The 22874-nt window shown below is 60.1% G+C and carries 16 protein-coding genes; 8 read left to right on the top strand and 8 right to left on the bottom strand.

Annotated features, from left to right (window positions below):
• The first annotated feature begins 23 nt into the window (after nucleotides 1–23).
• From BDB13_RS11930 to BDB13_RS11905, 7 genes are all read left to right on the top strand, one after another.
• The gene (locus BDB13_RS11930; protein WP_094271831.1) at nucleotides 24–1175 is read left to right on the top strand and encodes a glycosyltransferase family 4 protein; all 1152 of its coding nucleotides are present in this window, start codon (nucleotides 24–26) and stop codon (nucleotides 1173–1175) included.
• A gap of 121 nt (nucleotides 1176–1296) precedes the next feature.
• On the top strand, nucleotides 1297–2151 hold the full coding sequence (locus BDB13_RS11925) for a glycosyltransferase family 2 protein (RefSeq protein ID WP_094271830.1): 855 nt from the start codon (nucleotides 1297–1299) through the stop codon (nucleotides 2149–2151).
• Nucleotides 2152–2153: 2 nt separating this feature from the next.
• Nucleotides 2154–3329: a glycosyltransferase gene (locus tag BDB13_RS11920; protein ID WP_094271829.1), complete on the top strand. Its 1176-nt coding sequence runs from the start codon at nucleotides 2154–2156 to the stop codon at nucleotides 3327–3329.
• Nucleotides 3326–5257: a hypothetical protein gene (locus BDB13_RS11915; RefSeq protein WP_094271828.1), complete on the top strand. Its 1932-nt coding sequence runs from the start codon at nucleotides 3326–3328 to the stop codon at nucleotides 5255–5257. Before BDB13_RS11920 ends, BDB13_RS11915 begins: the two co-directional genes overlap by 4 nt.
• Entirely contained in the window at nucleotides 5254–6213 is a 960-nt protein-coding gene (locus tag BDB13_RS11910; RefSeq protein WP_094271827.1) for a hypothetical protein, read from the top strand. The genes BDB13_RS11915 and BDB13_RS11910 overlap by 4 nt, the downstream gene beginning before the upstream one ends.
• Nucleotides 6210–7520 (top strand): lipopolysaccharide biosynthesis protein, encoded by a 1311-nt coding sequence (locus tag BDB13_RS32080; protein WP_176459569.1) that lies wholly within the window; start codon nucleotides 6210–6212, stop codon nucleotides 7518–7520. The genes BDB13_RS11910 and BDB13_RS32080 overlap by 4 nt, the downstream gene beginning before the upstream one ends.
• A complete protein-coding gene (locus BDB13_RS11905) occupies nucleotides 7460–8776 on the top strand; it encodes a glycosyltransferase family 4 protein (protein WP_176459568.1) in 1317 nt (438 codons plus the stop codon). Before BDB13_RS32080 ends, BDB13_RS11905 begins: the two co-directional genes overlap by 61 nt.
• On the opposite strand, the gene BDB13_RS11900 is transcribed toward BDB13_RS11905, so the two are convergent.
• From BDB13_RS11900 to BDB13_RS11885, 4 genes are read right to left on the bottom strand one after another with little or no spacing between them, the layout of a single operon-like run.
• A complete protein-coding gene (locus BDB13_RS11900) occupies nucleotides 8737–9744 on the bottom strand; it encodes a glycoside hydrolase family 6 protein (protein WP_094271825.1) in 1008 nt (335 codons plus the stop codon). The genes BDB13_RS11905 and BDB13_RS11900 overlap by 40 nt on opposite strands.
• Nucleotides 9741–13922, bottom strand: a complete 4182-nt coding sequence (locus BDB13_RS11895; RefSeq protein WP_176459567.1) for a non-ribosomal peptide synthetase — start codon at nucleotides 13920–13922, stop codon at nucleotides 9741–9743. The genes BDB13_RS11900 and BDB13_RS11895 overlap by 4 nt, the downstream gene beginning before the upstream one ends.
• Nucleotides 13919–15142 carry a cytochrome P450 gene (locus BDB13_RS11890; protein ID WP_094271823.1) on the bottom strand — a complete coding sequence of 408 codons (1224 nt, stop codon included), beginning with the start codon at nucleotides 15140–15142 and terminating at the stop codon, nucleotides 13919–13921. The genes BDB13_RS11895 and BDB13_RS11890 overlap by 4 nt, the downstream gene beginning before the upstream one ends.
• Entirely contained in the window at nucleotides 15142–17043 is a 1902-nt protein-coding gene (locus tag BDB13_RS11885) for a non-ribosomal peptide synthetase (RefSeq protein WP_094271822.1), read from the bottom strand. Before BDB13_RS11885 ends, BDB13_RS11890 begins: the two co-directional genes overlap by 1 nt.
• Before the next feature lie 312 nt (nucleotides 17044–17355).
• Here BDB13_RS11885 and BDB13_RS11880 point away from each other — a divergent pair, with 312 nt between their 5' ends.
• Entirely contained in the window at nucleotides 17356–18051 is a 696-nt protein-coding gene (locus tag BDB13_RS11880) for a GAF domain-containing protein (protein ID WP_094271821.1), read from the top strand.
• Here BDB13_RS11880 and BDB13_RS11875 read toward each other — a convergent pair.
• Genes BDB13_RS11875 through BDB13_RS11860 form a run of 4 tightly spaced genes read right to left on the bottom strand, consistent with a single transcriptional unit; the run spans nucleotide 17985 to nucleotide 22646 of the window.
• Entirely contained in the window at nucleotides 17985–19877 is a 1893-nt protein-coding gene (locus BDB13_RS11875) for a putative bifunctional diguanylate cyclase/phosphodiesterase (protein WP_094271820.1), read from the bottom strand. The genes BDB13_RS11880 and BDB13_RS11875 overlap by 67 nt on opposite strands.
• 30 nt (nucleotides 19878–19907) lie before the next feature.
• Nucleotides 19908–20819: a hypothetical protein gene (locus BDB13_RS11870; RefSeq protein ID WP_094271819.1), complete on the bottom strand. Its 912-nt coding sequence runs from the start codon at nucleotides 20817–20819 to the stop codon at nucleotides 19908–19910.
• Nucleotides 20819–22039, bottom strand: coding sequence for an Rv1355c family protein (locus tag BDB13_RS11865; RefSeq protein WP_094271818.1), 1221 nt, complete (start codon nucleotides 22037–22039; stop codon nucleotides 20819–20821). Before BDB13_RS11865 ends, BDB13_RS11870 begins: the two co-directional genes overlap by 1 nt.
• Entirely contained in the window at nucleotides 22020–22646 is a 627-nt protein-coding gene (locus BDB13_RS11860; protein ID WP_094271817.1) for a hypothetical protein, read from the bottom strand. The genes BDB13_RS11865 and BDB13_RS11860 overlap by 20 nt, the downstream gene beginning before the upstream one ends.
• Nucleotides 22647–22874 lie beyond the last annotated feature (228 nt).

Genomic DNA, 22874 nt, shown 5'->3' with positions numbered 1-22874 from the left:
TCTCATCATCACGGAGCACTCGGATGCGCATTGCACTGGTAACTCCCGCATTTCCACCGTCGACCGGTGGCGTCGAAATCCACGTCGCGCGGATCGCCTCCGGTCTGACAAGCCTCGGCGTCGAGGTGGAAGTCTTCACCGGAAGCCGAGACGGTTGCACCAGTCCAGGTTCCGTCGAGCACCGGGATGGACTCACAGTTCACCGTTTTCCAGCCTGGCGGACCGCGATCATTTCATGCTGCCCAAGGCTTCTGTTTCGAACCATGCACCTCGACAGCACTTTCGACGTCATTCATGTACACAGTTACCACTCTTCGGCCGCCCTCACTGCGTTGGTCGGTCGCACGCGCGCAGTGGTATTCACCCCACACTTCCACGGCAGCGGCCACACTCGGCTCGGCCGGCTCCTCCACACGGTGTACCGGCGATTCTCCAGTGCTCTCTTCACGTCGAGTTCAGCTGTGATCTGCGTGTCCGATGCTGAACGATCACTGGTACGCACCAGGTTTCCGCGCCTCACAACACCTATGACGGTAATTCCCAACGGGGTCGATGCTGCGGCCATCACTGCAGCGGCGCCCTACCCCGACGAGAGTTCCACACTCGTGTTCCACGGGCGACTCGAGCCGTACAAACACGTCGATCGTGTCATCGCGGCCATGACCGAACTCCCGCAGTCCGTTCAGCTCATCGTGATCGGCGACGGTTCCGCGCGAGGTGCCCTGGCCTCCGAATCGCTCCGACTCGGCCTCGGAGACCGCGTGCGATTCCTCGGACAGGTCGACACTCCGACACTGCATCGCTGGCTCCGAACTGCACAGGTGTGCGTTTCACTGTCCGAACATGAAGCATTCGGTATCGCGCCACTCGAGGCTGCCTGCGCCGGCTCGCGGATAGTCCTGAGCGACATACCCGCTCACCGTGAAATTGCCCAGCAATACATCGGCGGCGGAGTCGCACTCGTTCCGTCGGCCGCGGACGTCACAGCTCTGGCCCGCGCAATCACAAGTCAATTGAGCGCCGCCTACACCCGCCCGACGTCGATACCGGACTGGACGGATGTCGCTGAAGAAACTCTTCTGGTGTACCGACAAGCCGTGTATCGACATGCCACGCATTGCCACGCACTCGAGCACCCACCGAAGTATCTCGGGCGTGGCCATAGCTCGCGTTGAGGAGTAAGTTCAACTTAGTCGGTATGCCCTTGTTCCCCGGCACTTTCCGCATAGTTCTTCGGAGCTGCCCCTGATTCCCGGTAGCTCGTCCCTTCCCTACGGACGAGTCAGGCAGCGTGAGATGAATCAGCCATTGTTTCCTCGTAACGGGGTGTTGACCGAGACTTCGCCCTCAGACCGTCTACGCCGGGTCGAACGCGTCCGCCGCTCCGTCAGCCTCTCGATCCTGATGCCGGTGTTCAACGAGGAACGCACCCTGCGCGCAGCGATAGATCGTGTATTCGCCGTTCACTATCCCTGCCAGATGGAACTGATCGTCGTCGACGACGGAAGCACGGACAATACATCCCACATACTCGACACACTGTCATCGAAAGATGTTGTCGTAGTGACTCATCCGGTCAATCTCGGTAAGGGTGCCGCCGTACGGACCGGCTTGGAATACGCAGCAGGAAGCCACCTCGTCATCCTCGACGCCGATTTGGAGTACCTACCGAGTGACATTCCGTCGTTGCTCGGGCCGGTGCTCGAAGGATGCGCAGATCACGTGTTCGGCGCCCGAATCCGAGGCGTGAACGCGCGATTCCCCTCGTTCCGATTCGCTGTCGGCGGACGCATGACGACACTTGCGGCGAACCTGTTGTATGACGCCTGCCTCGCGGATATGCACACCTGCCTCAAACTCGTTCCGACCGATCACCTTCGCTCGTTTTCCCTGAAAGAAGGCGGATTCGGGCTCGACACAGAGGTAACGGCCCGACTGTTGCGCGGTGGTATCCGACCCTTCGAGGTACCGGTGACCTACCGCGGTCGATCTGTGGATGAAGGCAAGAAGATCACGTGGCACGACGGTTTCACCTGCCTTGCCATTCTGGTGAGGGTGCGAATGCAACGTCGGCCGGAAATCTTGCCGCTGGCGGAGAGATTCCCGGTCGCAGCGCACACACTTCATCGCCGGCCACGGGCGGTGGGTTAGGCATGTCGCGCAAGGCGAAGGTCGCTGTGGTGGGTCCGAGTTTTCACTTCCTGAGCGGAATTTCGGCATACACCTGCCGCCTGACCAACGAATTGAGCACACAATGCGACACATCGGTGCTGCTGCTCCGGCGCGTTATTCCCCGACGGCTGTACCCGACTGCTCACCGCTCGCGCACCGCCGACACCACACTTCGGTACAGAGATAACGTCACAGTTCTCGGCGAATTGGACTGGTACTGGTTTCCCGGAATCCTGTCCGCTCTACGCCACCTCCGAGCTGAGAAGCCCGATATCCTTCTACTTCAATGGTGGACTGCTGCAACACTTCACACCTACATCGTTCTGGCCCTCGCCGCGCGCATGATCGGCATTCGTGTGGCCCTCGAGTTTCACGAAACTCAGGACACCGACGAGTCGTCATTGTTCCTGGCTCAAGCCTATTGCAGACGACTCATGCCATTACTGCTGGCACTGGTTGGCGGCGCACTGATTCACAGCCGTTACGACCTACAGTTGCTCAGGCGTACATACGGGGCTGCCGCAATCGATCGGCTCGAGGTGGAATTGGCGCCGCACGGCCCGTACGACCACATCGCCTCTCCTACAGCCGAAACCGTGCCGGCGGCGCATGATGCGAGCCCGACGAGGTTGTTGTACTTCGGTCTCATCCGCCCGTACAAGGGTCTCGAAGACCTCGTGCTCGCGTTCAATCATCTCAGCGCAGATCAAGCCGCGCAGTTCCACCTGACGATTGTCGGCGAAACGTGGGAGCACTGGGACACGCCGGCGGAGCTCGTTTCCGCAAGCCCACATCGTCGGCACATCACCTTCGTCAACCGGTACGTCAGCGACACCGAAGCCGCCGAATTCTTCCGTGGTGCAGACGCATTGGTACTACCCTATCGACGTGGCTCAGCCAGTGGCCCCTTGCACATCGCCATGCATGCGGGACTCCACGTCGTGCTCTACGCGGTCGGTGGTCTGATCGAAGCCACACAGTCCTATGAAGGCGCTCACCTTGTCGCATCAAATGACGTCGAGGCACTCCGAACCGCGTTGATGTCGCTGCCTCCACACCGCACTCAACGCTTCATTGATCACACGTCATGGTCGTCGACGGTCCACTCAGTCGAAAGATTGGCTCGACCCCCGGCTACGAGCGGGGTGAGTCCATGATCGCCATGACTCCGTCATTGGCGAAAAGTTTGCAGCCCCGCCATCGTTCGACGGATATGCATCAACGGCCGGGAATGCTCCGATCCTGGATACCGATACTCGCTGCGGTGGCTCTGGGAACGGTCCTGATCGGTGTGTCGTATCGATGGTCATCACAAGGGCGCCCACCGAACGAGTACTACGCCGCCTTCTGGATCGGGATGTTGATCGGCCTTGTCCCAGTCGCGTCCAGACTCACGTCCAACACCACAGGTGACGGTCACGTCATGCCCACGAGTCAAAGAATGTGGGCGCTAGCCCTTCTCGGCGTCTTCACCGCAGTGCCGAAGTATCTGCGCAATCCCGCCGGCCCTTCGTATCACGACGAGTACGCACACTGGCGGGAATCCATCGATGTCATCTCCAGCGGACACCTGTTCCCACCCAATTCGATCATCCCGATTGTGGAGTACTTTCCGGGCACGTCGGCATTGTCTGCCTCAATCACAGAATTGACCGGGCTTTCCCCCTGGTCTGCCGGTGAATTGCTCATGGTGACAACCCACGTTCTCACGCTGTTCGGAGCTTTTGTTCTCGCTGCTTCACTGCTGCGTTCGAACCGGGCCGGGGCAGTCGCGGCGTTGATCTATGCACTCAATCCGTCGGCGATCTACTTCGACACACAATTCGCCTACGAGGGTGTCGCGATCGCTTTCTTCATGTGGGCGTTGGCACTCGGATCGGTTGCCGCGAATTCGAGTGATCGTCGTTCGCGGATCGGATTCCTCGCCGCGGCACTCCTGAGCGCGGCAGCGTGCGTGGTAACTCACCACCTCACAACTATTGCACTGATCTTTGTCACGGCAGTGATCGCGGTGACTGCCACCATCGTCCGGTGGCACCGCCGACACAGCATTGATCAAGCCAGTCAACGGGTTTCCGTGTGGTGGATCCTGTTCGTGGGTGCTTTCCTGACTGCGGCGGCATGGCTGATCTTCGTTGCTTCTCCCACTGTGAGCTACCTGTCTCCGTACCTCGGGAATTCGTTGGCACAGTTGGGTGATATCGCTACCGATCAGTCGAGTGGTCGGGAACTTCTTGCGGCAAACGTTCAACCGAGTTGGGAGCGTGCCTTCACTGCAGCAGCGCCCGTCGTCGTCGCCGCTGTATTTGCGATAGGTCTGCTCGTCGTCAGACGCACGAGAGGGAAGGTTCCGCCGGCAGCCTTCGCATTCATCGGTATCGGCCTGGTCTACTTCCCGTCAGTTCTATTCGTGCTGGCCCCGTCCGGCGCCGAGGGTGCGCGCCGATCGTGGGCATTCACCTATGTGGGGATCGCCGTCATGTTCGCGGTGATTGCGGCATTCCATGACCGATTGCCACGCTGGAGCGTTCGCTTCCGCGCGCCGATCTCACTCGCCATCTTGATCATCTTGCTGATCGGCAACGTTGGTGCCGGACTGAATGATCCGTACCGATTTCCCGGTCCCTTCTTGTGGGGTTCGGACACCCGATCCGCCAGTGCGGAGTCACGCACCATCGCTGAGCACCTACGTCTGAGAGAGGGGCGAGTGCGAGCCGTGACAGATCGGTACACCTCATTGGCTCTCGCCGCGTACGGAGAGCTGTACGTGTCCGATCCGTCGTCGGACTTCCCGGTCTGGGAGTTGACCCAAACCGATACCGATCCTGGTCCCAAGCTTGCGTCGGACATGACCGGCGATCAATACGACTATTTGGTTGTCGACACCCGAATGGCAGATGCTCCACCGTTCAATGGAGACAACTACGGAGCCGACGATCCCTTGGCTGGTCAAGCAACTCCGGCGCCAAACTTGGACCGACTCGATCAGGTTCCTTGGGCGAGCCTGATCATGTCCACCGAACACCTCCGGGTATATCGACTCGATCTGACGGAAATCGGTACTCCATTGACAGGACAGCCATGATCACCATCAAGCTCCCGACAGTGGATACCACCGACCCGCGTAGACGATTGGTCGTCATGGCCGCAATCACGATCATCTCGGCCGCTGCCGTACTCGCTGCGGTTCCGGTCGGGCTACGCACGGTCGCAATGACTGCGACAATACTGGTACCCGGTTGGGCCCTGTACACACTGGTATTCGGCGGAAGAGCAGATCAGGTAGGACGAGACAGCCGAGGCAGCGAATCTCCGGGTGGACCACTGCATCTGTTGCTGCCGATTCTGCTCGCAATGGCGACCCTCCTCGGAACCGCGCTGGCACTGGGACCTCTCGGCCTGCGATTCACCGCAGCGAGCATTACCCTCACTCTCACGATCTTCTCCCTGATCCTGCTGTCCTTGTTGGCATTTCGCGAGCACCGGGCGCCCCCGAGAAGTCGGGACCCTGTCCCCGAACAGTCCTGGCGGCGGCTCGGAAACCGGGTCTTCCTCGCACTCGTTGCCACCGTATTGTGTGTCGGAGCACTTGTCGGCGCACGGGCACTGCAGCCGGCCCAACAACAGCCTTACGTGAACACGATTCTCACCGAACCTGATTCAGTGATTGCCGGGCAACTCGACGCTGCGCCCGAAGCACCCGTCAACATCAAGTGGATCTCCTACAGCTACGGATTCATACTTCCTGCCGCGCCGCCCACTGTCACTGCAACTGTCGGTGGCAGTGCACCCACTGCAGCTCTCATCAACATGTCAACGCCAACAGCCCCTTTCGAAACCGATACCGATGCACGGAGCGCGCAGGTCGGCATTCTGTCGTTTCTCGCTCCGTCTACACCCGGCCGATATCGCGTCGCGATCGACGTCACTCTGGCTCTCTCACCGGCCACTGCCATTGTTGTCGACACTGCTGATGCCTTCAACCCTGCCGACGTCGGTCCGACGTCACTCGTGCTGTATCTAGCTGTGACGCCCCGATGAAAAACACACTAGGCACACTGCCTTCCATCGCGCGCAAACGAATATCCGAAGATTCCATGTTGCGCAACAGTTCCTACATGATGGTGAGCACGGTTCTCACGTCGATGATGGGGTACGTCTTCTGGCTCGTTGTCGCTCACACGTCCACCACCGAGGCCATCGGGCTAGGCGCTGCGACGACAAGTGCCATGCAGGCAACAGCGATACTTGCCAGCGTAGGTGTGGCCACAGCAATGGTGGAATGGCTTCCGCTGACCGTCACCAGCGAACAATGGCGTCGCATTCTCACTGCTGCGGTGTCAGTCGTGATCGTCACCGCCACCATCGGCTCCGCAGTCGTCGTCCTCCTATTCGGGCACGGACTCAATACCATTCCAGCGCTGAGCACATCAATCGGCGCTCTTACATTCGGGATCGGGGCAACGTTCTTCGCGCTCGGAACTCTCGCCGACTGCGTTGCCGTGGCACTGCGCCGGAGCGGACTACTCCTCGCCCGCAACATGTTGTTCACCGGAATTCGAATTCCGTTGCTGTTCCTACCGATTGTCGTTTCGGGAACCAACAACGAAATCCTCACAGCTTGGACGGCGTCGGCAGCGATCTCCGTTGCCTTCTCTGTGTTCGCCTTGCGGCGAGTGCGTGGCACTCACAGCATGCGACCACTGTTCGGGCATTTTGTCGCCGACGTCAAGCGCATGGCGAGTTCACTTCTCGGTCAGCATCTGGTGACTGTCGCTGCGAGTCTGACAACATTTGCATTGCCCATCCTCGTCGTGGCCCGACTCTCCGAGACCGACGGAGCGTATTTCTACGCCACCTGGATGGTCGGAGCTGTCTTCTTCATGATCAGTCCCTGCGTGGCGATGTCTCTGTTTGCCGAGACCGCAGCGGATCCCGAATCCATTCCGGTCCTCGTCCGACGCTGTATCCGCATCATCGCCTCCCTGCTCGGACCGCTGATCGTCCTCTATCTTGTTGCCGGCGGGCTCGTCCTAGAACTGTTCGGCGAGTCCTACAGTGAAAACGGGCGAGTCCTCTTGATCATGCTGACGCTCTCGGCCATCCCCGACGCCGTCACGAACATCGCCGTAGCTGTCCTGCGCGCGGTCGGCAACTTGCAAACGGCAGTGATCCTCAATGTGACGATGCTGCTGTCCTGCCTGGGATTGTCATGGGTCTTGTTGCCTTCTCTGGGAATTGTGGCGGTGGGGATCAGTTGGACTGTGAGCCAGAGTGGAGGTGCGCTGTGGGCGGCAATCCGGTGGCGGCACATAGCTACTCCCCGCGCACCGCGAGTACTCGAATGAAGGTGCTCCAGGTTTCCGACAGCTATCCTCCTGCCAAGGGAGGCCTCGAGCGTACCGTCCAGGCCCTGGCCACAGGTTTGAGCGCCGACGGAACCGAAGTCAGCGTCGCAACACTCGGCAGAAATGGTGCGGAACCGCCTAGCCTCGACGGTAGCGTCACCATCCACCGCCTCGACGGGTGGACCCGATTCCTGCGAAGGTTCACTGCGGATCCGTCACATCAGTTTCATCCCACCGCCCCCGACCCGGCACTTGTCCGGCGCCTACAGGAAATCATCGATCTGCAACGACCCGATATCGTGCATGCACACGGATGGATTCTGCATTCCTGTCTACGACTTCGCCTTCCACCGACCACGGCACTGGTGGCCACTCTTCACGACTATGGTCTCAACTGCGCGAAGAAGACACTCGTCCATCGAGAAACACTCGATACAGTGTGTCCTGGTCCATCGATCCGCCGCTGTCTCGCGTGCGCGAGTGCCTTCTACGGCGCACCCAAAGGTGTACCACTGGTGTTAGGTCTCACCGAATCCCGTCACCGATTGGGCCGAGTCACCATGTTTCTACCGATCAGCGCGGCCGTCGCCGACGCCTGTTTGAAAGGTGTCAGTCCGGAGCGATTCACTGTCGTGCCGTCGTTCGTACCAGATACAGTCTCCACCGAGGGGCAGTCCGTCGACACATCGGACTTTCTCCCGCACAAGGACTTTCTTCTCTTCGTCGGCGCCGTCGGGCCTCACAAGGGAATCGATACCCTTCTCCATGCCCACCGACTCATGCGTAACCCGATTCCTCTTGTTGTCATCGGGATGTTGCGCCCGGACTCCCCGCCCTTCCACACACCGGCCGGCGACTCTGCCGCACGCCCGGTCACCGTGCTCACCGACTTGTCTCACGAGCAGGTGATTGCCGCGATGAGACTTTCCCGAATCGTCTGTGTTCCATCGAGATGGGCTGAACCACAAGGACTTGTCGCCATCGAGGCAATGACCGTGGGAACTCCCGTCGTGGCCTCCGACGTCGGCGGGTTGCACGAGGTGGTACATCACGAACGGACCGGGCTTCTGGTCCGCCCCGGCAATACACAGAGTCTCGCGGCGGCGCTCGATCGCTTGCTCGAAGATCCCGGACTGCGCACACAACTTGTCGACGCGGGGAGGATTCGGGCCCACGACTACACAGAATCAACTGTGATTCCCGACGTTCGACGGGCCTATACGCAAGCCCTCGCGCGACGATCTGCGGGTCTTTGATTGCGACGCTCCGAATTACGGACGATTGCAACTGCATACGCATTCCACCACGTACTCGACGGCGGTTCACCACGGTTGCATGAACCGTCGGATTCTCCCGGATGCTTGACCCAGAGGTACGCATCTGCATGTGGGGCTTGCGTTCTCGTCGTAGGTGCGGACCCCAGTTTCCGATCCGGAGGATTGCACCAGTTCAACGGCCCGTCCGGTGGCGGACCCGCACCGTTGCGGGAAGTGTCTATCACGTAGGTCTTTCCACCGATCAACGCCGATACGGACTCCCCGTACGTCTCTTCTTCAGCAGTGGTGAAGAAGTTCGACACATTGAGACTGAAGCCGGTGGCACGGTTTACATCGACGGCTTCGAGCCTGCCGGCGAGTTCCGTGGCACCAAGCCATCTCGAGTGACCTCCGTCGATGTACACCGCCGTATTCACCTGAGCAGAAAGGACATTCACGGCATGACGGAGTAGACCGGTACGCTCGGCGTCCTGCTCCGGCGAGAGGCAGGACGTGTCGGTCAGCGCGTCCGGCTCAATGATCACGACGGCTTTGCGGCTACCGATTCCTGACGCAACGTGATCGACCCATGTTGTGTACTCCGCCGCGGTCCCGAACCCTCCGGCCGCAAAGGATCCACAATCCCGATACGGAATCGCGTAGGTGACAATGACCGGAATCGCGTTCTGCTCAGCAGCATCGTCGACATCGCTGCGCACCTCGGCGGCAATCGAACTGGGCGGATACGTGGGACTCAACCAGATTGCCTGCGGCGTACTTGCCAGCCGACCCAGCGTCGGCGCCTCTTCCGGATGATCGATAATCGCAAGAGCTGCACTGGACATCGGATCCACATAGAAGTTCCCGGACGTGATGATGCGATCATTCACCTGCGCATTCGCACATCCGGAACCGATGGTCAGAGGCACCACGATCGCGAGAAAGCACGCACGTAGTCCAATCATCATCGCGAAGCATCTTCTCTGGCGCCGTGAATTCCTGTCAGTATCAACGCTGCGAGCTCCTCGATCTGTGGACTGTCGAGAATCGAGTCGTGAGATCCCTCCAGGAATCGCGTTCGCAACGAGCCTCCATGAAATGCATCCCACCCCAGCAACGGTGTCCGCACTTCCGCAGCCGTAGTGGACGTGACAAAAAGCTCGAGCGGCGCAGCGTGACCACAACCGCGATAGCGTTGCATGATCTCCCAAGCACCACGCAAATCGAACTCCTCCGACGGATGTCTCTCCGCGAACCCGACGTCGATCAGCTTCTCCCGGATCGACCAACGCAGATTCCCGAGATAGTCGGCTACCAGCTTCACCCGTCCCGGTTCGCGGAGCCTGGCGATCCGCGCAGAGGACGACTTCCACCGCCTCATCAATTGCCGGGCCATTTCCGGCGTCGGAGTGTCCAGAACCCCCAGCCACTCGACTCGCTGATCAGCCTGATCCAGTTGCCGCGCAAGTTCGTAGGCCACGAGTCCACCGAACGAAAATCCGACAAGCGCGTACGGTCCGATTGGCTGAATCTCACGCACGGTCGACAGTAAGGGCTCAGCCAGTTGTTCGACGGTGTACGAACGATCAGGCTGAGACGGCGCAGCCAGAGGAAGCAACGGATACGCACTCTGTTCACTCCCCCACAATCTCCTCAGATGGCGGAGACTCATCGCGCTCGCGAGATCGGGGTAGACGAAGAAGACCGGCCTCCCATCCCCGGCAGCTTCACCGTCACGTGCAGACTGGCCCTTCGAAGAGGAGGCTCGAGCGACCAGTCGAGCAAGACCGGCGACAGTCGTCCCGTGATCGAGGAAGTCGACCAGAGAAACGGTCACGCCCATCCGATGTTCGATCTGCGCAACAAGATTCGCAGCCAACAGTGAATGTCCACCCAAATCGAAGAAGTTCCTGTCCACATCGACCACTTCGGCACCCAGCAACATCGACCACAGCGACGCAATCACGACCTCGGTCTCACTCATTCCGGGCGTCGCAGAAATAGTGACGGTTCCCGCAGTTTCGACTGCGCTGGATTCTACGGTGGTCAACGAGTTGGACTGCGCTACAGTCAGTTCTGCAAGAGCACGCCGATCGAGCTTGCCGCTCGGCGACGTCGGAAGTGACGTCACTCGAATGATCACAGCCGGCACCATATAGTCAGGCAACCTTCGCCTGGTCCACGCCCGGAGTTCGGCGTCGCACTCTGCCTCGGATTCGCACTCGTTGTAGTGCATCGCATCTTCGACGATGAATGCCGCCAGCCGAGGCCGTCCGGACTGATCCTGCTGAACATCGAGTGCCGCAGCGGCCACCCCGGGGTGTTCTCGCAGAACACATTCGATCTCGCCCAATTCGATCCGAAATCCACGGATCTTGACCTGGTTGTCGAATCGGCCGAGGTGCTGCAATCGTCCGTCCGAAAGTAGTCGTCCTCTGTCGCCGCTGCGATAGACGCGCTCTCCTTCCATGAACGGATCACGTCCGAATCGCTTCGCGGTCTCTTCCGGCCGACTGAGGTAGCCTCGCGAAACGCCCGGTCCCCCGATGACGATTTCTCCCGGCACACCCAGCGGAAGGAGACGCCCCTTCGTATCCGTCACGTAGACACGGGTTCCCGGCAATGGTCGGCCGACTGTAACCGGCTCATCCGAACGAACCAACCCTCCGCCTGCGAATACGGTGGTCTCTGTCGGCCCCCATCCGTTCCATACTCCGGCGCATACCTCCGTCAGCGATGCCGCGAGAGCATCGGGAAGCGGTTCACCTACCGACGCCGCGAGCAACCCCGGCCGGCCGGCCCACCCGGCAGCCAGGAGTGCTGCCCAACTGGTGGGTGTTGCACTCATCCGAGTTGCGCGCGAACTCTCGATCAGTTCAGCAAGCCTGCGTGGGTCATGCATCTGCTCGGTGGTCGCGACAACCAGGCTGGCGCCGAGTCCGAGAGTGACAAAATAGTCGCCGACCGACATGTCGAAGGTATACGAGGCAACCGAGAGCACGGTGTCGTCGACGCCGAGATCCGTTGCGGCCGGCAAGGTTGCCATCAGGTCTACGACATTGCGATGTTCAACCTGAACACCTTTGGGGATTCCGGTCGATCCCGAAGTGTAAAGGATGTAGGCGAGATCCGTCTCAGCGCAATAACTTGAATCAAGATTGACATCCGGACCGGACTCCACTCCATGCTCCGCCCCAGGCCCCACCCCATGCTCCGTCCCAGGCCCCACCCCATGCTCCGTCCCGTCGACCGGGAGGACCGCGACATCCACCCAATCCAATTCATCCACCAACGCCGTCGTGGTGAGCACGATCGACGCTCCGGCGTCTCCCATCATGAACCGACTGCGACGCACTGGGTGCCGCGGTTCGATCGGCAGGTAGGCGCTGCCGCACATCAGTACCGCGAGGATTGCGGGTACCAGGTCGATGGTGCGCGGCATAATCACGGCCACTACGGTTCCCGGACCGGCTCCGGATCGGGAAAGCCGAGTTGCTATCTGCTGAGCGCGCTGTACCAGGCCGCGGTAGGTGAGCCGGTTTTCGCCCACGGTTACTGCCGGCATATCCGGTATCCGTGCCGCCCGCGCCAGGATGTACTCGTGGATCGTCGCCGGAGCCTTCCCCGCGATCCCCGTCGGGTTGAACTCACGCAGCTGCCGGGCTGCGTCGTCCGCGTCGGCCACGGAGAGGTCACCGAGAACTGCAGTCGGCTCAGTCGCACACCGGCGCAGCAGCAACTCGAAGTGGCGCTTCATCGATTCGATAGTGGTGGAGTCGAAAATGTCTGTGTTGTAGCTCAATCGGCCCTCCAAGTGCCCGTCGGAGCGTTCGTCCAATTCGAGACTCAGATCGAACTTGGATTGCCCCACCGCACGGCTGACTGCGTTTTCCATTTGGTGCAGGGACCATTCGTCGTCAACGCTGACTGCGGGCGGTTCCAGGACCAGAACGGATTGGAAGACCGGGTTCAGTCGAGGATCTCGCGGAAGATCCAATCCACGGACGAGACGTTCGAACGGCACGACTCGACTAAGCGCATCAAGCACCTCACCTCGCATGTACCCGATCGCTTCGACAAAAGACCGTTCCGCATTGATCTGCGCCCGCAGCACTGTCGGAGTGAGGCAGTAGCCCACCATGGATTCGAGTTCGGGCCGTTGCCGCATATCAGTCGGAGTCGCAAAGGTGACGTCGTCATTTCCGGTGTAGCACTGAAGCCAGTAGGCATACGCTGCGGTCAAAGCGTGAAACAGTGTTGCCCCCTGCCCGGCAGCCGCATGTCGCAGTGCCGCCACGGTACGAGCGTCTACCGACAGCGACGCAACCGAACCGACAAATCGAGGCTTCGGCGGGCGGGGTCGATCGAGTGGAAGTTCCAACGGCGCTGAGCCTTCCAACCGTGCACGACACCGCTCGACTCTGCTCGCCATCTCTTCGCCCTCCGACCAGTTCCGCTCCCACACCGAGTAGTCCGAGTACTGGACGGGCGGCTCTGCCACCGGTGGAGGTTCGAGGGCGACGCGTGAGTTGTACAGCGAAACCAACTCCGGCAGGAAGATCCGATACAGACTGACCCCGTCGAAGATGAGGTGATGGATCCCAAGATACAAACGATGACTGGTCTCGGACAGCCGCACCAAGTGCGGCCGTATCAACGGTCCGGCGGCTAAATCGTAGGGGCGGCGTGTGTCTTCTGCGGCGAGGTCGGTCGCTGCCGATTCAGCTCGATCGGCAGATAGGCAACTCAGATCGATTACCGGCAATTCGAAAGTGACGGGTGGATGAATCACCTGCCGTGGCGCCGTGTCGCCCATCTCGAACGTCGTGCGCCAGGCCTCATGTCGGCGGATGAACTCGTTGAAAGCCCAACGGAAGGCTTCGGGGTCGAATGTACCCTCCTTTCGAACCGTGATGAGTTCGTTGTAGGCACGTGATTCCGGAGCCAGTCGGCTCAGATACCAGAGTTGCAGCTGTGAGGCCGAAAGTGGCGCGGTGTACTCGCCGTCTGTTCTGCCTACACGGCGCGGTATCAGTTCGGATTGTGTGTCACGAGACGTTCGGACACCTCGAAGTCGGCTCTCCAGGAGCGCCTTTCGAGCTGCCGCCAATGTTTCACTCTCGGCTCCACTATCGACAGCAGTCATTTCGACCACCGCACGTGCAGAGACTGCAACCCGCGTAACCCCAGGTTCGGCCTCCATCTGATCGGCCCGGGTTCCAACTCGAGTGCAGGCAGGCGGGCGAGCACTGTGCCGAAGGCCGCCTGCGCTTCCATGCGCGCAAGCGGAGCGCCGAAACAGAAGTGCCCAGCCCATCCGAATGCAAGATGCCGGTTGTCCTTTCGCCCCAGATCGAGTCGACCCGGATCCGGGAATCGAGCGGGATCACGGTTAGCGGCACCCATCACCGCGATTACTGCTTGACCGGCTGGTATCGGTTGCCCGGCGATCTCGACGTCGGCGGGCGCGATCCGCGCCGTATGTTGGCTCGGACTCTCGAATCGCAGTAGTTCCTCGATGGCTGCGGATAGTCCACGGGGGTCCGCTCTCAAAGCCGTGAACTCACGTGGATGACGCAGCAGCGTGAGCAGTCCGTTGCCGATCAGGTTGGTCGTGGTTTCCTGGCCACCCACCATGGTTACAACGACATTGGCAACAATCTCGTCTTCGCTGAGGCAGTCGCCGTCGATCTCGGCGGCACACAGCGCGCCGATCAACCCCTCAGTCGGGTCTGTCGCTTCTCGGCGCACGGCGGTCTGGAAGTAGTCCGTCATCTCTTCGACACTGCGCAGAACGCCGGCAACCCGCCCTGGATTGTGCTGGAAATTGCCGAGCATCTCGGCGAAGTCGCTAGACCACTTCTTCAGCAACTCGTGATCTTCTGTCGGTACGCCCAGCATCTCCGCCGTCACGATCGCCGGTAGCGGATTTGCCAGCATCTCCATCACTTCCATTTCACCGTCATCGATCACGGCGTCGATCAATGAGTCGGTGATCTCCTGAATGTGACTGCGCAAAGCCGCTATTCGACGAGGTGTGAATGCCGCCGCCGCAAGACCTCGCACTCGGCCGTGCTGAGGCGGGTCGAGAAAGAGCATCTGCCGCACCATGACCTGAGCGACCGGGGTCAACTGCTCCATACCGAGTTCGGCCAGTTTGGCGGGCGTCGGAGTCCGGTCGGCTTTGAAGCGGGTGAGTACGTCAGCCACATCTGCATATCTGGTGACCACCCACGCGTGGAGGTACGGATCCCACATCACCGGCGATTCGTCCCGCAGCGAGGCGTACAGGGAGTAAGGATCGGCAAGTACCTCTGGGTCAAGCAGCCGAATCAGACTGGGGTTCTTGATCGGTGTCGTGATCATTACTCACTCCGTTCCGCCGGCGCCAACTGCGCTTCGGCTTCGAGCAACTCATCGTCACTCATTCCCGATATCTCCTTGACCAGAAGCTCTTCCACCTTCGACGCCATATCGGCCACGGTCGGATTGTCGAACAGTTCCAACAACGACATTTCGACGCCATACACCTCGGCGATCCGGATGATCAACTGAGCACCCAGCATCGAGTGGCCACCGAGGGTGAAGAAGTTCTCGTCGATCCCGACCTCCGGCAGGTCCAGTCGCGTCGCTACGATCTGTGCGAGAGTCGCCTCGACGTCGTTACGTGGTCCGGCCAACGACCCCCGCTCGGACTGCTCGGCGGTCTGTGCCAACACCTCGAGCGCGGCTCGGTCCACCTTTCCGTTTGCCGTCGTGGGCAAAGATTCGAGCGCGATAATGTTGCGAGGCAACATATGCGCAGGAAGATGCTCGGCAAGATGCGTCTGAAGTTCGGAGCAGTCAAATCCCTGGCCATCGAGTACCACGAAGGCCACGAGTTTCGGATTCTCCCGCTCACCCAGCAGTATCACCGTGCTGGCGCGAACTGCGAGATGACGATCGAGTACTCCGACGACCTCACCGATCTCGACGCGATTTCCCCGAATCTGAATCTGATCGTCGCAGCGACCTGCGAACTCCACTTCACCGAACTCGTTCAAGCGCACCAGATCACCGGTTCGATACTCACGCTTCGTCAGATCATCGCTACTGCCGGAAAATTTTCGAGCAGTCAGTTCGGGCATGCCGACATATCCGCGAGCCACCGACACCCCACGTACAACCAACTCCCCCACCTCACCGCTCGGCAGCGGCAAACCGTCGTCACCGATCACCAAGAGTTCGACGCCGTCGATCGCGTGGCCGAGGCTCGGGGGAAGTTCGCCGACCGAAACCGCGGGCTCGACGATTCCCGAGGCGGAAACTACTGTGGCCTCGGACAATCCGTAGTTGTTCACCAATGTGAACGGCAACCCGATCGGCGGCCGGTGGTACAGCACGTCGCCACCGGTCAGGAGGAACCGCAGACGCGTTTCGCTCGGCCAGGTCATCGCGATCAAGGACTCCGCGAGCGGGGTGGGAACAAAGCACACCGTCACACGTTCAGCAACGATCCAATCACGCAGTCGCACAGGGTCGTTCTCCAATCCGACGGGGACAATATGGAGCGACGCGCCTGCAGTCAGGGCCGGCCACAGTTCCCACACCGCAGCATCGAACCCTGGACTGGCGATCATCGTGCACCGATCAGTTCCGGTGACCGAGAACGCGCGCTGGTGCCAGTCGATCAGATTGAGGAGTCCTCCGTGTTGGACAGCAACACCTTTCGGCTGACCTGTCGAACCCGACGTGTAAACGACGTAGGCAAGATCGCCGGACTCCGCTTCGATCGGCGCATCGCCAATATCGACTGTCGCGCGGTGGACATCCGTGCTCTCGGCCGTAACGCCGGTAGACGGCACGATCGGCGTCGGCCATCCCACCCTGGCAGCAACTTCGGGGTGCGCCACGAGCACCCCCGCAGAACTGTCTGCAAGCGCGAAACGCAGTCTCGCATCAGGCTGCCGGGGATCGAGAGCCACGTAGGCGGCACCGACTGAGATGACCGCCAACGCACTGACAACGCAGTCCGCCGAACGGGGCAGACACAGCGCCACCAGATCTCCGCGCGCAACGCCGGCCGTGCGAAGGTCGCCCGCCAATCTCTCTGCACGAAGCCATAGTTCACCGTAATCGAGGGTTCCGTCCCACGACGAGACAGCTAGGGCTCCCGGCAATACTTTCACGGTCTGCGCGATTCGCCGCACTACTGCGTCGTCGAACGGAGAACCTGCGGGTGTCGAATAAGTCCGAGGATCGGATGTGGGGCGCTGAATATGCTTCATGGTGGCCTGCCTGCTCGTCCGTGCCAATAGACGTGCCACCAGGAATCAGGGGTAGCTCCGAGAACTCCACAGCGCTGCCAGGGCTCAGGGGCAGAACTGCTACTAACTGAAAGTTACTCCTCTCACCTCGTGAAGACCACAGCCCCGAGGAAACCCGATCAAAAACGGTGATGGTCTTGGAGCGCGGATCGGTGTAACTTTCGACTAGGCGGTCCACTGCTCCTGATTTCCCGGCAGTGCTGCGATCTTCTTCGGAGCTACCCTTGATTCCCGGCAGCTCGTCCTCACCGCGCAGACGAGTAGGTTGCCCTCATGAATCTCGAATTTGCGAATGTTTTAGCACATTTCGTACGGACGCTCCCGACGGCATACCTTGTGGAAGATGCTCTGACCGAGTTGGTCGACAACAGCGTCGACGTGCTGGGTTTGACAGGTGGAAGCATCAGTCTGGTCAGTGACGGCGAACTGCGATGCGTCACCACCATCACCGATGTCAGTGCCGACATCGAGCGATGCCAGGAAAGCCTCCAGTCCGGGCCCGGACGCTCGAGCTACGACAACGGCGATGTCACCGCCGTTACCGACATCCGGCAACGCGCCGATCTCTGGCCCGACCTCGCGTCGCAGGCACGGCAACTCGAAATCGCTGCCGCGATAAGTGTTCCGATGATGATCAATGGAGAGACCATCGGTGTATTGAGTCTGTATTCGGATGGACCACGCATCTGGTCCACCGACGAGACCATGCTCGCACGCATTGTGGCGGACATGGCCACCGGCTATTGCGTCAACGCATCCAAACGCCATCAATTTCAGCAGATCCGCACACAACTGCAGGAATCGTTGAAGGTTCGAATCATTCTCGAACAGGCGAAGGGCATCATCGCGGATGCCAGAGCAACGGGAATCGATGAAGCGTACGTACTGATCGCGCGCCACGCTCAATCCTGCAATGCCTCCGTTTCCACCGTGGCACGTGCAATCGTGGAAGTAGGGCTACGCGTGTAAGGAGATATAGGCGTAGGCACACGTCCCTTCCTCAGCATCTCCAAGAGACGCTCGGCTTGCACCGGCCGACTGAACAGAAATCCTTGAGCGTACCGACAACCCAGGTCCATCAGAACTTCGGCCGCGAGGCTCGTATCCACTCCTTCGGCAACCACATTCAGCCCGAAGGACGCTGCAAGCCCCATGATGGACTGCACGATCGCCAAATCGTTGTGATCGACTCCCAATTCGTGAACGAAACCACGATCGATCTTCAGAGCGCTGACCGGCAAGACCTTCAATTGTCCGAGAGAACTGTGTCCGGTTCCGAAATCATCGATCGCGATGCGAACACCGAGTTCCTCGAGACCTCGCAGTGTAGCCAGCACATGCGGTAGATCGTGCATGACTGCGTGCTCGGTGATCTCGAGAGTCAACACGTCACCGGAGAGTCCGTGCGTTCGAAGTTCGCCGGCTACGGAATCTACGAAGTCAGACGTGATGAGTTGTGCCGGAGATACATTGACACACATCTGCAGACGCTGGTCGGGAACTTCTGCTCGCCATTGAGCGAGCTGCCGACAAGCTTCACGGAGCACTTTCCGGCCCAATTCGCCGGATAAATTTGCTGCCTCCGCAATCTCGATGAATGCATCCGGTTGGAGCAAACCACGTACGGGGTGATTCCACCGAACCAGCGCCTCGACTCCGACGATCACTCCCGACGCCAGATCGACCACGGGCTGGTAGAACACCTCGAGCTCGCCGTTACGAATCGCTGCCCGAAGGTGCATCTCGATCTCGGAGTGATCATCGTTGGCCGCACGCATCTCTTCGGTGCAAATGACCACGGCATTGCCCCCGTCAGCCTTCGCAGCCAACACTGCTTCGTCTGCCTGCCTGAGTAACTCGACTACGCTGCACTCTCCCGGATCGGCAACAGCCACCCCGACACTGACCGTTCGACCAACTTCTTCGGTTTCGAGAGAAATCGGTCTCGTAGCGACTGCTTGTGCATCCTTCGCTATCAATTCCGCCGTTGCCACATCCGTGGATTGCGAGATCAAGACTACAAATTCGTCACCACCGAGCCGAACCACGACGTCATTCGGAAATCTGTTCTGCAGGCGACTTCCGAGCTCGTGAATGAACACGTCACCGGCAGTGTGTCCCAGGAGGTCGTTGACGACCTTGAGCCTGTCCACGTCCAGAAACAGGAGAGCAACCGGACCCGGCTCGCCCACCTGGAGTCGCCGTTCGAGCTCGGTAAGGAGCATGCGACGGTTGGACAGCCCTGTCAATTCGTCGTGATTCGCCAGATATCGTAATTGCACCTCGGCTACGACGCGTGCCTGCAGTTGAGCGAACAGCGTTGCAATTGCTTTGAGCGCATTGATCTCCCGACTCAACCATGCCCTGTCGCCGAACTTGACAAACCCCAGGACGCCGGTAGTGACGGGCCCCGAAAGCAAGGGAACCGCAGCCATCGACGTCTCCGCCACTCCGGTCCCTTCCCGGACTCGGTCTTGAAAGTCGCTGGGTTCAGGACGAACGATCAGGACTTCGCGCGCATGCTCGGCCGAAGCAAAAACCGGATCCGCATCACGAAAGTAGACGACCCCCAGTGGATCCGGGACCGGAACATTCTCGCGTACAGGCCATTCGGCGACAAGCACCGTCGCTCCGATCGAATGATCGTTGCGGCGAAGAAAGCTGACGTCGACACCGAAATACTCGACCAGGTCACGAAGCACAGCCGTTGCGGCTTCCGCCGAGGTCACTGCATCCGCCGGCATCAACTGAGCCGCAACGTCAGTCACCAACTGTTCAAGGCTACGTTCGTCCATGTTCGCTCCTGCAGTTCGTCTTCGGAAAGCTCAGTGCCGAATACTGTTCGACGACAACCGGTTACTGCCACATCTCACCGGAGAATCGTGACTTATCCGTAGTACCAACACCAGTGACTCGTCGGCTGCGAGTTCCAGCAGTTCTCGCATTCTCGCGCGCAACGCGACAAGCTCAATTGCGTGCGCCCCCGACAGACGCGAACACTCCTCCAAATCGCGAGCGTACAAGAAGACCGGCGACATCGGTTGTACACCCAACCCGTACTCGTGCGCACGAACCCACACCGCTTCGGCGGCCGATCCACCACGTACAAAATCAATCGCCCGATGCCCTCTCACTGTGAGCACGCCGACCGCGGAACTCGACAGAAGGCGTTCACGCGAACTGTTTCCGAGTGCATGACCGGCGCCCCACAACGCTAAAGTTTCCATCACCTCGGAGCGAATGACGACGTCGAGCGACGCCAACTCCCCGGCATCAAGTCCGAGTGCCGCGACATCGATCCCGGTGTCCGGACGGCCGTGCCCCGGCCAGCGCAACTCGCCGATCATCTGCTCGTGCAAGGCGGCAGTCAGGTACCGAATGCGATCGGCCGCAGCCACGATCTCCGCAATATCGGCGATGCCTTCGGCTCCAGTGAACAGGTGCAGCCGACCTCCCTCCGCTCGGGCTGCATCCTCGAGGGTGTTCTTGATCATCGGTTCTATCGGCGCGGGCGCACCGAGCCGTCGGTTGGTCACACGTTCCATCACAGCCGGATACCTCTGCGCAAGAACAGGATCCGGCACATCTCCGAAGGACACTGTCGCGACATGATCCCCGCGATCACCATCGGGGAAGAGTTCGATCTTGCCGAGAATCCCGTAAGCAGCGGCGGCCACCTTCGCGTTGTAGACTGCGGCGCCGATCGCGACATAGGTTCCGCGAAACTCCATATCCATCAACGAGGTTCGGCTGAAATCCGCGTGAATGTGTATCCCGTCGTCGCGGACCCGAACGAACCATGGTTGTGCGTTACCCCCGACGGCGCCCACCGTACCGCTTCGACCACCGCGTCGATTCCGTCGCCCGGAGTCACGCGGGTGACGGAATCGTCGATTCCCGAGGCCGTGCCGGCGCGCTCCGGTGGTTCCCAGTTCAGCCGATTCAACTGCTCGTCCGGGTCGATTCGGATTCGCCCGGACGGGAGAGCGTGGCCGAGCCCGATCCTTCGCACCGCCGCCGCGACCGAAGCTGCTCCCGAGACCACCTCGCTGCCGAGTTGCGGCCAGGTGGACAGTGTCGATCCAACTTCCACCAACGACGCAGCCATCCTCGGCGACAGCTCGGGGGCCGAAAGAAGCCGCAGCGCATACGGAATCTTCTCCTTGATAGGCAACTCCGCCAACACAGCAACGTCCACCTCACCGAGACGGCCGTGAAACAACGGGCGGTCCGGTTCGAGATCGAATCGCTCCACATCCAGAAGTCCGCGGTCGGTGGTTCCCATCAAAACCGGAATCCGTTGTTCCCGCGCATATCGGCGCACTGAGAACTTGACGTCAAGCGAATCACATTCTTCGATCACGAGATCAAGTCCGTCGAAGAAGGCAGCACTGTTCGTGTCCGACAATCCGTCCGGGAACACGGAAACCGTCAGATACGGATCAAGTTCGGCAATACGCCGAGCTGCGACCACGGCCTTGTTGACGCCCAGATCGAGGATTCCAGCAGGAACACGATTCAGATTGGACAGTGCCATCGTATCGAAATCAGCTAATCTGATTTCGCCGCACAAACCTTCGATCACCAGGGCATGGGCGATGGCATGCCCCACACTCAAGCCGACAACACCGATTGTCATCCCACGTAGGCGCAACTGTTCGTCGCGGGTGATCTTGTTCCGATTCCGGTCGAGGCGAAGGATCGAAAATGATTCTGGACCAAGTATTCCCACAAGCATCCGCCGCCAGGGGTAGTACACCCATCTGCTGGGTTCGTTCATAAGTTCCCGACGCGGCAGACCCCGAATCCCGGAAAGTTCCTCACGCAGGCGGGACCGAAAATCGAGCGTCGTCGTTTCCTGTTGCCCTCGAAGCTCGTTCAATCCCACGACGTCATCGGCGAGAGATTCGTCGAACAGCCTCGCCCGCCACGATGTGTCACTCTCGACAGACACCATTCGCTTGTCTCACTTCCCGTCGCGGGGATCTACCGACATTCTCGGCCGAGCCACCGGCCGACAGTTGCGAGGCCTCCGACATGATGGCCGGCAGTTGAGTGCGATCAGTCGTATCGGCATAAGTGGCTTTGTCCCACCACATCATTCGAGTCAGATACCGGTCGTCCGGATAGGGAACTCCCGGAATATCGCTCGCCATCAACCCGCCGCAGGACGCCCACCTGTCAAGCACGTAACCCGCCGCAGTCGCCATCGCGAAACGGACGCCGAGCAGCATCATCGCGTGGGGAGCGATCCTCGACAGTGCCGAGGTGAGCTCTTCGCGACGATCTGCGCGAGGTGACGTCCATGCCGTCTTCAGTTCGATCACACCACTTGGGATACGCCCCTCGATCATCGTGTAAACCTCTGTAACTCCAGGATGCCCGGTCCACTCTTGCACCGCGTGAGCCTCATCGGCGTGCATGTACGGACCCTGGACCCGGAGACCCGCTACTACACGTCCCACTCCGTCCAGAGCACTGAAGAAAAGGGACGTCGTGCGACCATCCGCAATGTCGTCGTACTCCAGGACGTCCTCGACACCGTAATGTCGATAGTTCTCCACGGCCCCGGTAAGGTACTCCCCCCATAATCGAGGATACTTTCGCGGGGTTGTGACGATGAATCGGCATTGAGAGCGCGCATCGAAGTAGCTCTTTTCCGGCGCTTGGGTTGTTGCGAATTCACTCGCTAGTTGAGTCATGACAAGTCCCGTCCGCGCCCGACGACGCGTAGGCAAGGTATATATGCACGCAGTCGAACGACTCCCCGGCAGCACCGCCGTCGAAACGCG

It is taken from the genome of Rhodococcus sp. OK302, assembly GCF_002245895.1.
Taxonomy (GTDB): domain Bacteria; phylum Actinomycetota; class Actinomycetes; order Mycobacteriales; family Mycobacteriaceae; genus Rhodococcus_F.
The sequence above is the reverse complement of the archived record's forward strand: the minus strand, read 5'-3'. Positions and strand labels throughout refer to the sequence as shown.

Bases quoted from the DNA above. Each gene is read 5' to 3' on its own strand.
- BDB13_RS11925 (WP_094271830.1), top strand. From the start codon at position 1,297: ATGAATCAGCCATTGTTTCCTCGTAACGGGGTGTTGACCGAGACTTCG.
- BDB13_RS11930 (WP_094271831.1), top strand. From the start codon at position 24: ATGCGCATTGCACTGGTAACTCCCGCATTTCCACCGTCGACCGGTGGC.
- BDB13_RS11920 (WP_094271829.1), top strand. From the start codon at position 2,154: ATGTCGCGCAAGGCGAAGGTCGCTGTGGTGGGTCCGAGTTTTCACTTC.
- BDB13_RS11885 (WP_094271822.1), bottom strand. From the start codon at position 17,043: ATGAAGCATATTCAGCGCCCCACATCCGATCCTCGGACTTATTCGACA.
- BDB13_RS32080 (WP_176459569.1), top strand. From the start codon at position 6,210: ATGAAAAACACACTAGGCACACTGCCTTCCATCGCGCGCAAACGAATA.
- BDB13_RS11880 (WP_094271821.1), top strand. From the start codon at position 17,356: ATGAATCTCGAATTTGCGAATGTTTTAGCACATTTCGTACGGACGCTC.
- BDB13_RS11875 (WP_094271820.1), bottom strand. From the start codon at position 19,877: ATGGACGAACGTAGCCTTGAACAGTTGGTGACTGACGTTGCGGCTCAG.
- BDB13_RS11890 (WP_094271823.1), bottom strand. From the start codon at position 15,142: ATGATCACGACACCGATCAAGAACCCCAGTCTGATTCGGCTGCTTGAC.
- BDB13_RS11910 (WP_094271827.1), top strand. From the start codon at position 5,254: ATGATCACCATCAAGCTCCCGACAGTGGATACCACCGACCCGCGTAGA.
- BDB13_RS11895 (WP_176459567.1), bottom strand. From the start codon at position 13,922: ATGACTGCTGTCGATAGTGGAGCCGAGAGTGAAACATTGGCGGCAGCT.
- BDB13_RS11900 (WP_094271825.1), bottom strand. From the start codon at position 9,744: ATGATGATTGGACTACGTGCGTGCTTTCTCGCGATCGTGGTGCCTCTG.
- BDB13_RS11870 (WP_094271819.1), bottom strand. From the start codon at position 20,819: ATGGATATGGAGTTTCGCGGAACCTATGTCGCGATCGGCGCCGCAGTC.
- BDB13_RS11915 (WP_094271828.1), top strand. From the start codon at position 3,326: ATGATCGCCATGACTCCGTCATTGGCGAAAAGTTTGCAGCCCCGCCAT.
- BDB13_RS11865 (WP_094271818.1), bottom strand. From the start codon at position 22,039: ATGGTGTCTGTCGAGAGTGACACATCGTGGCGGGCGAGGCTGTTCGAC.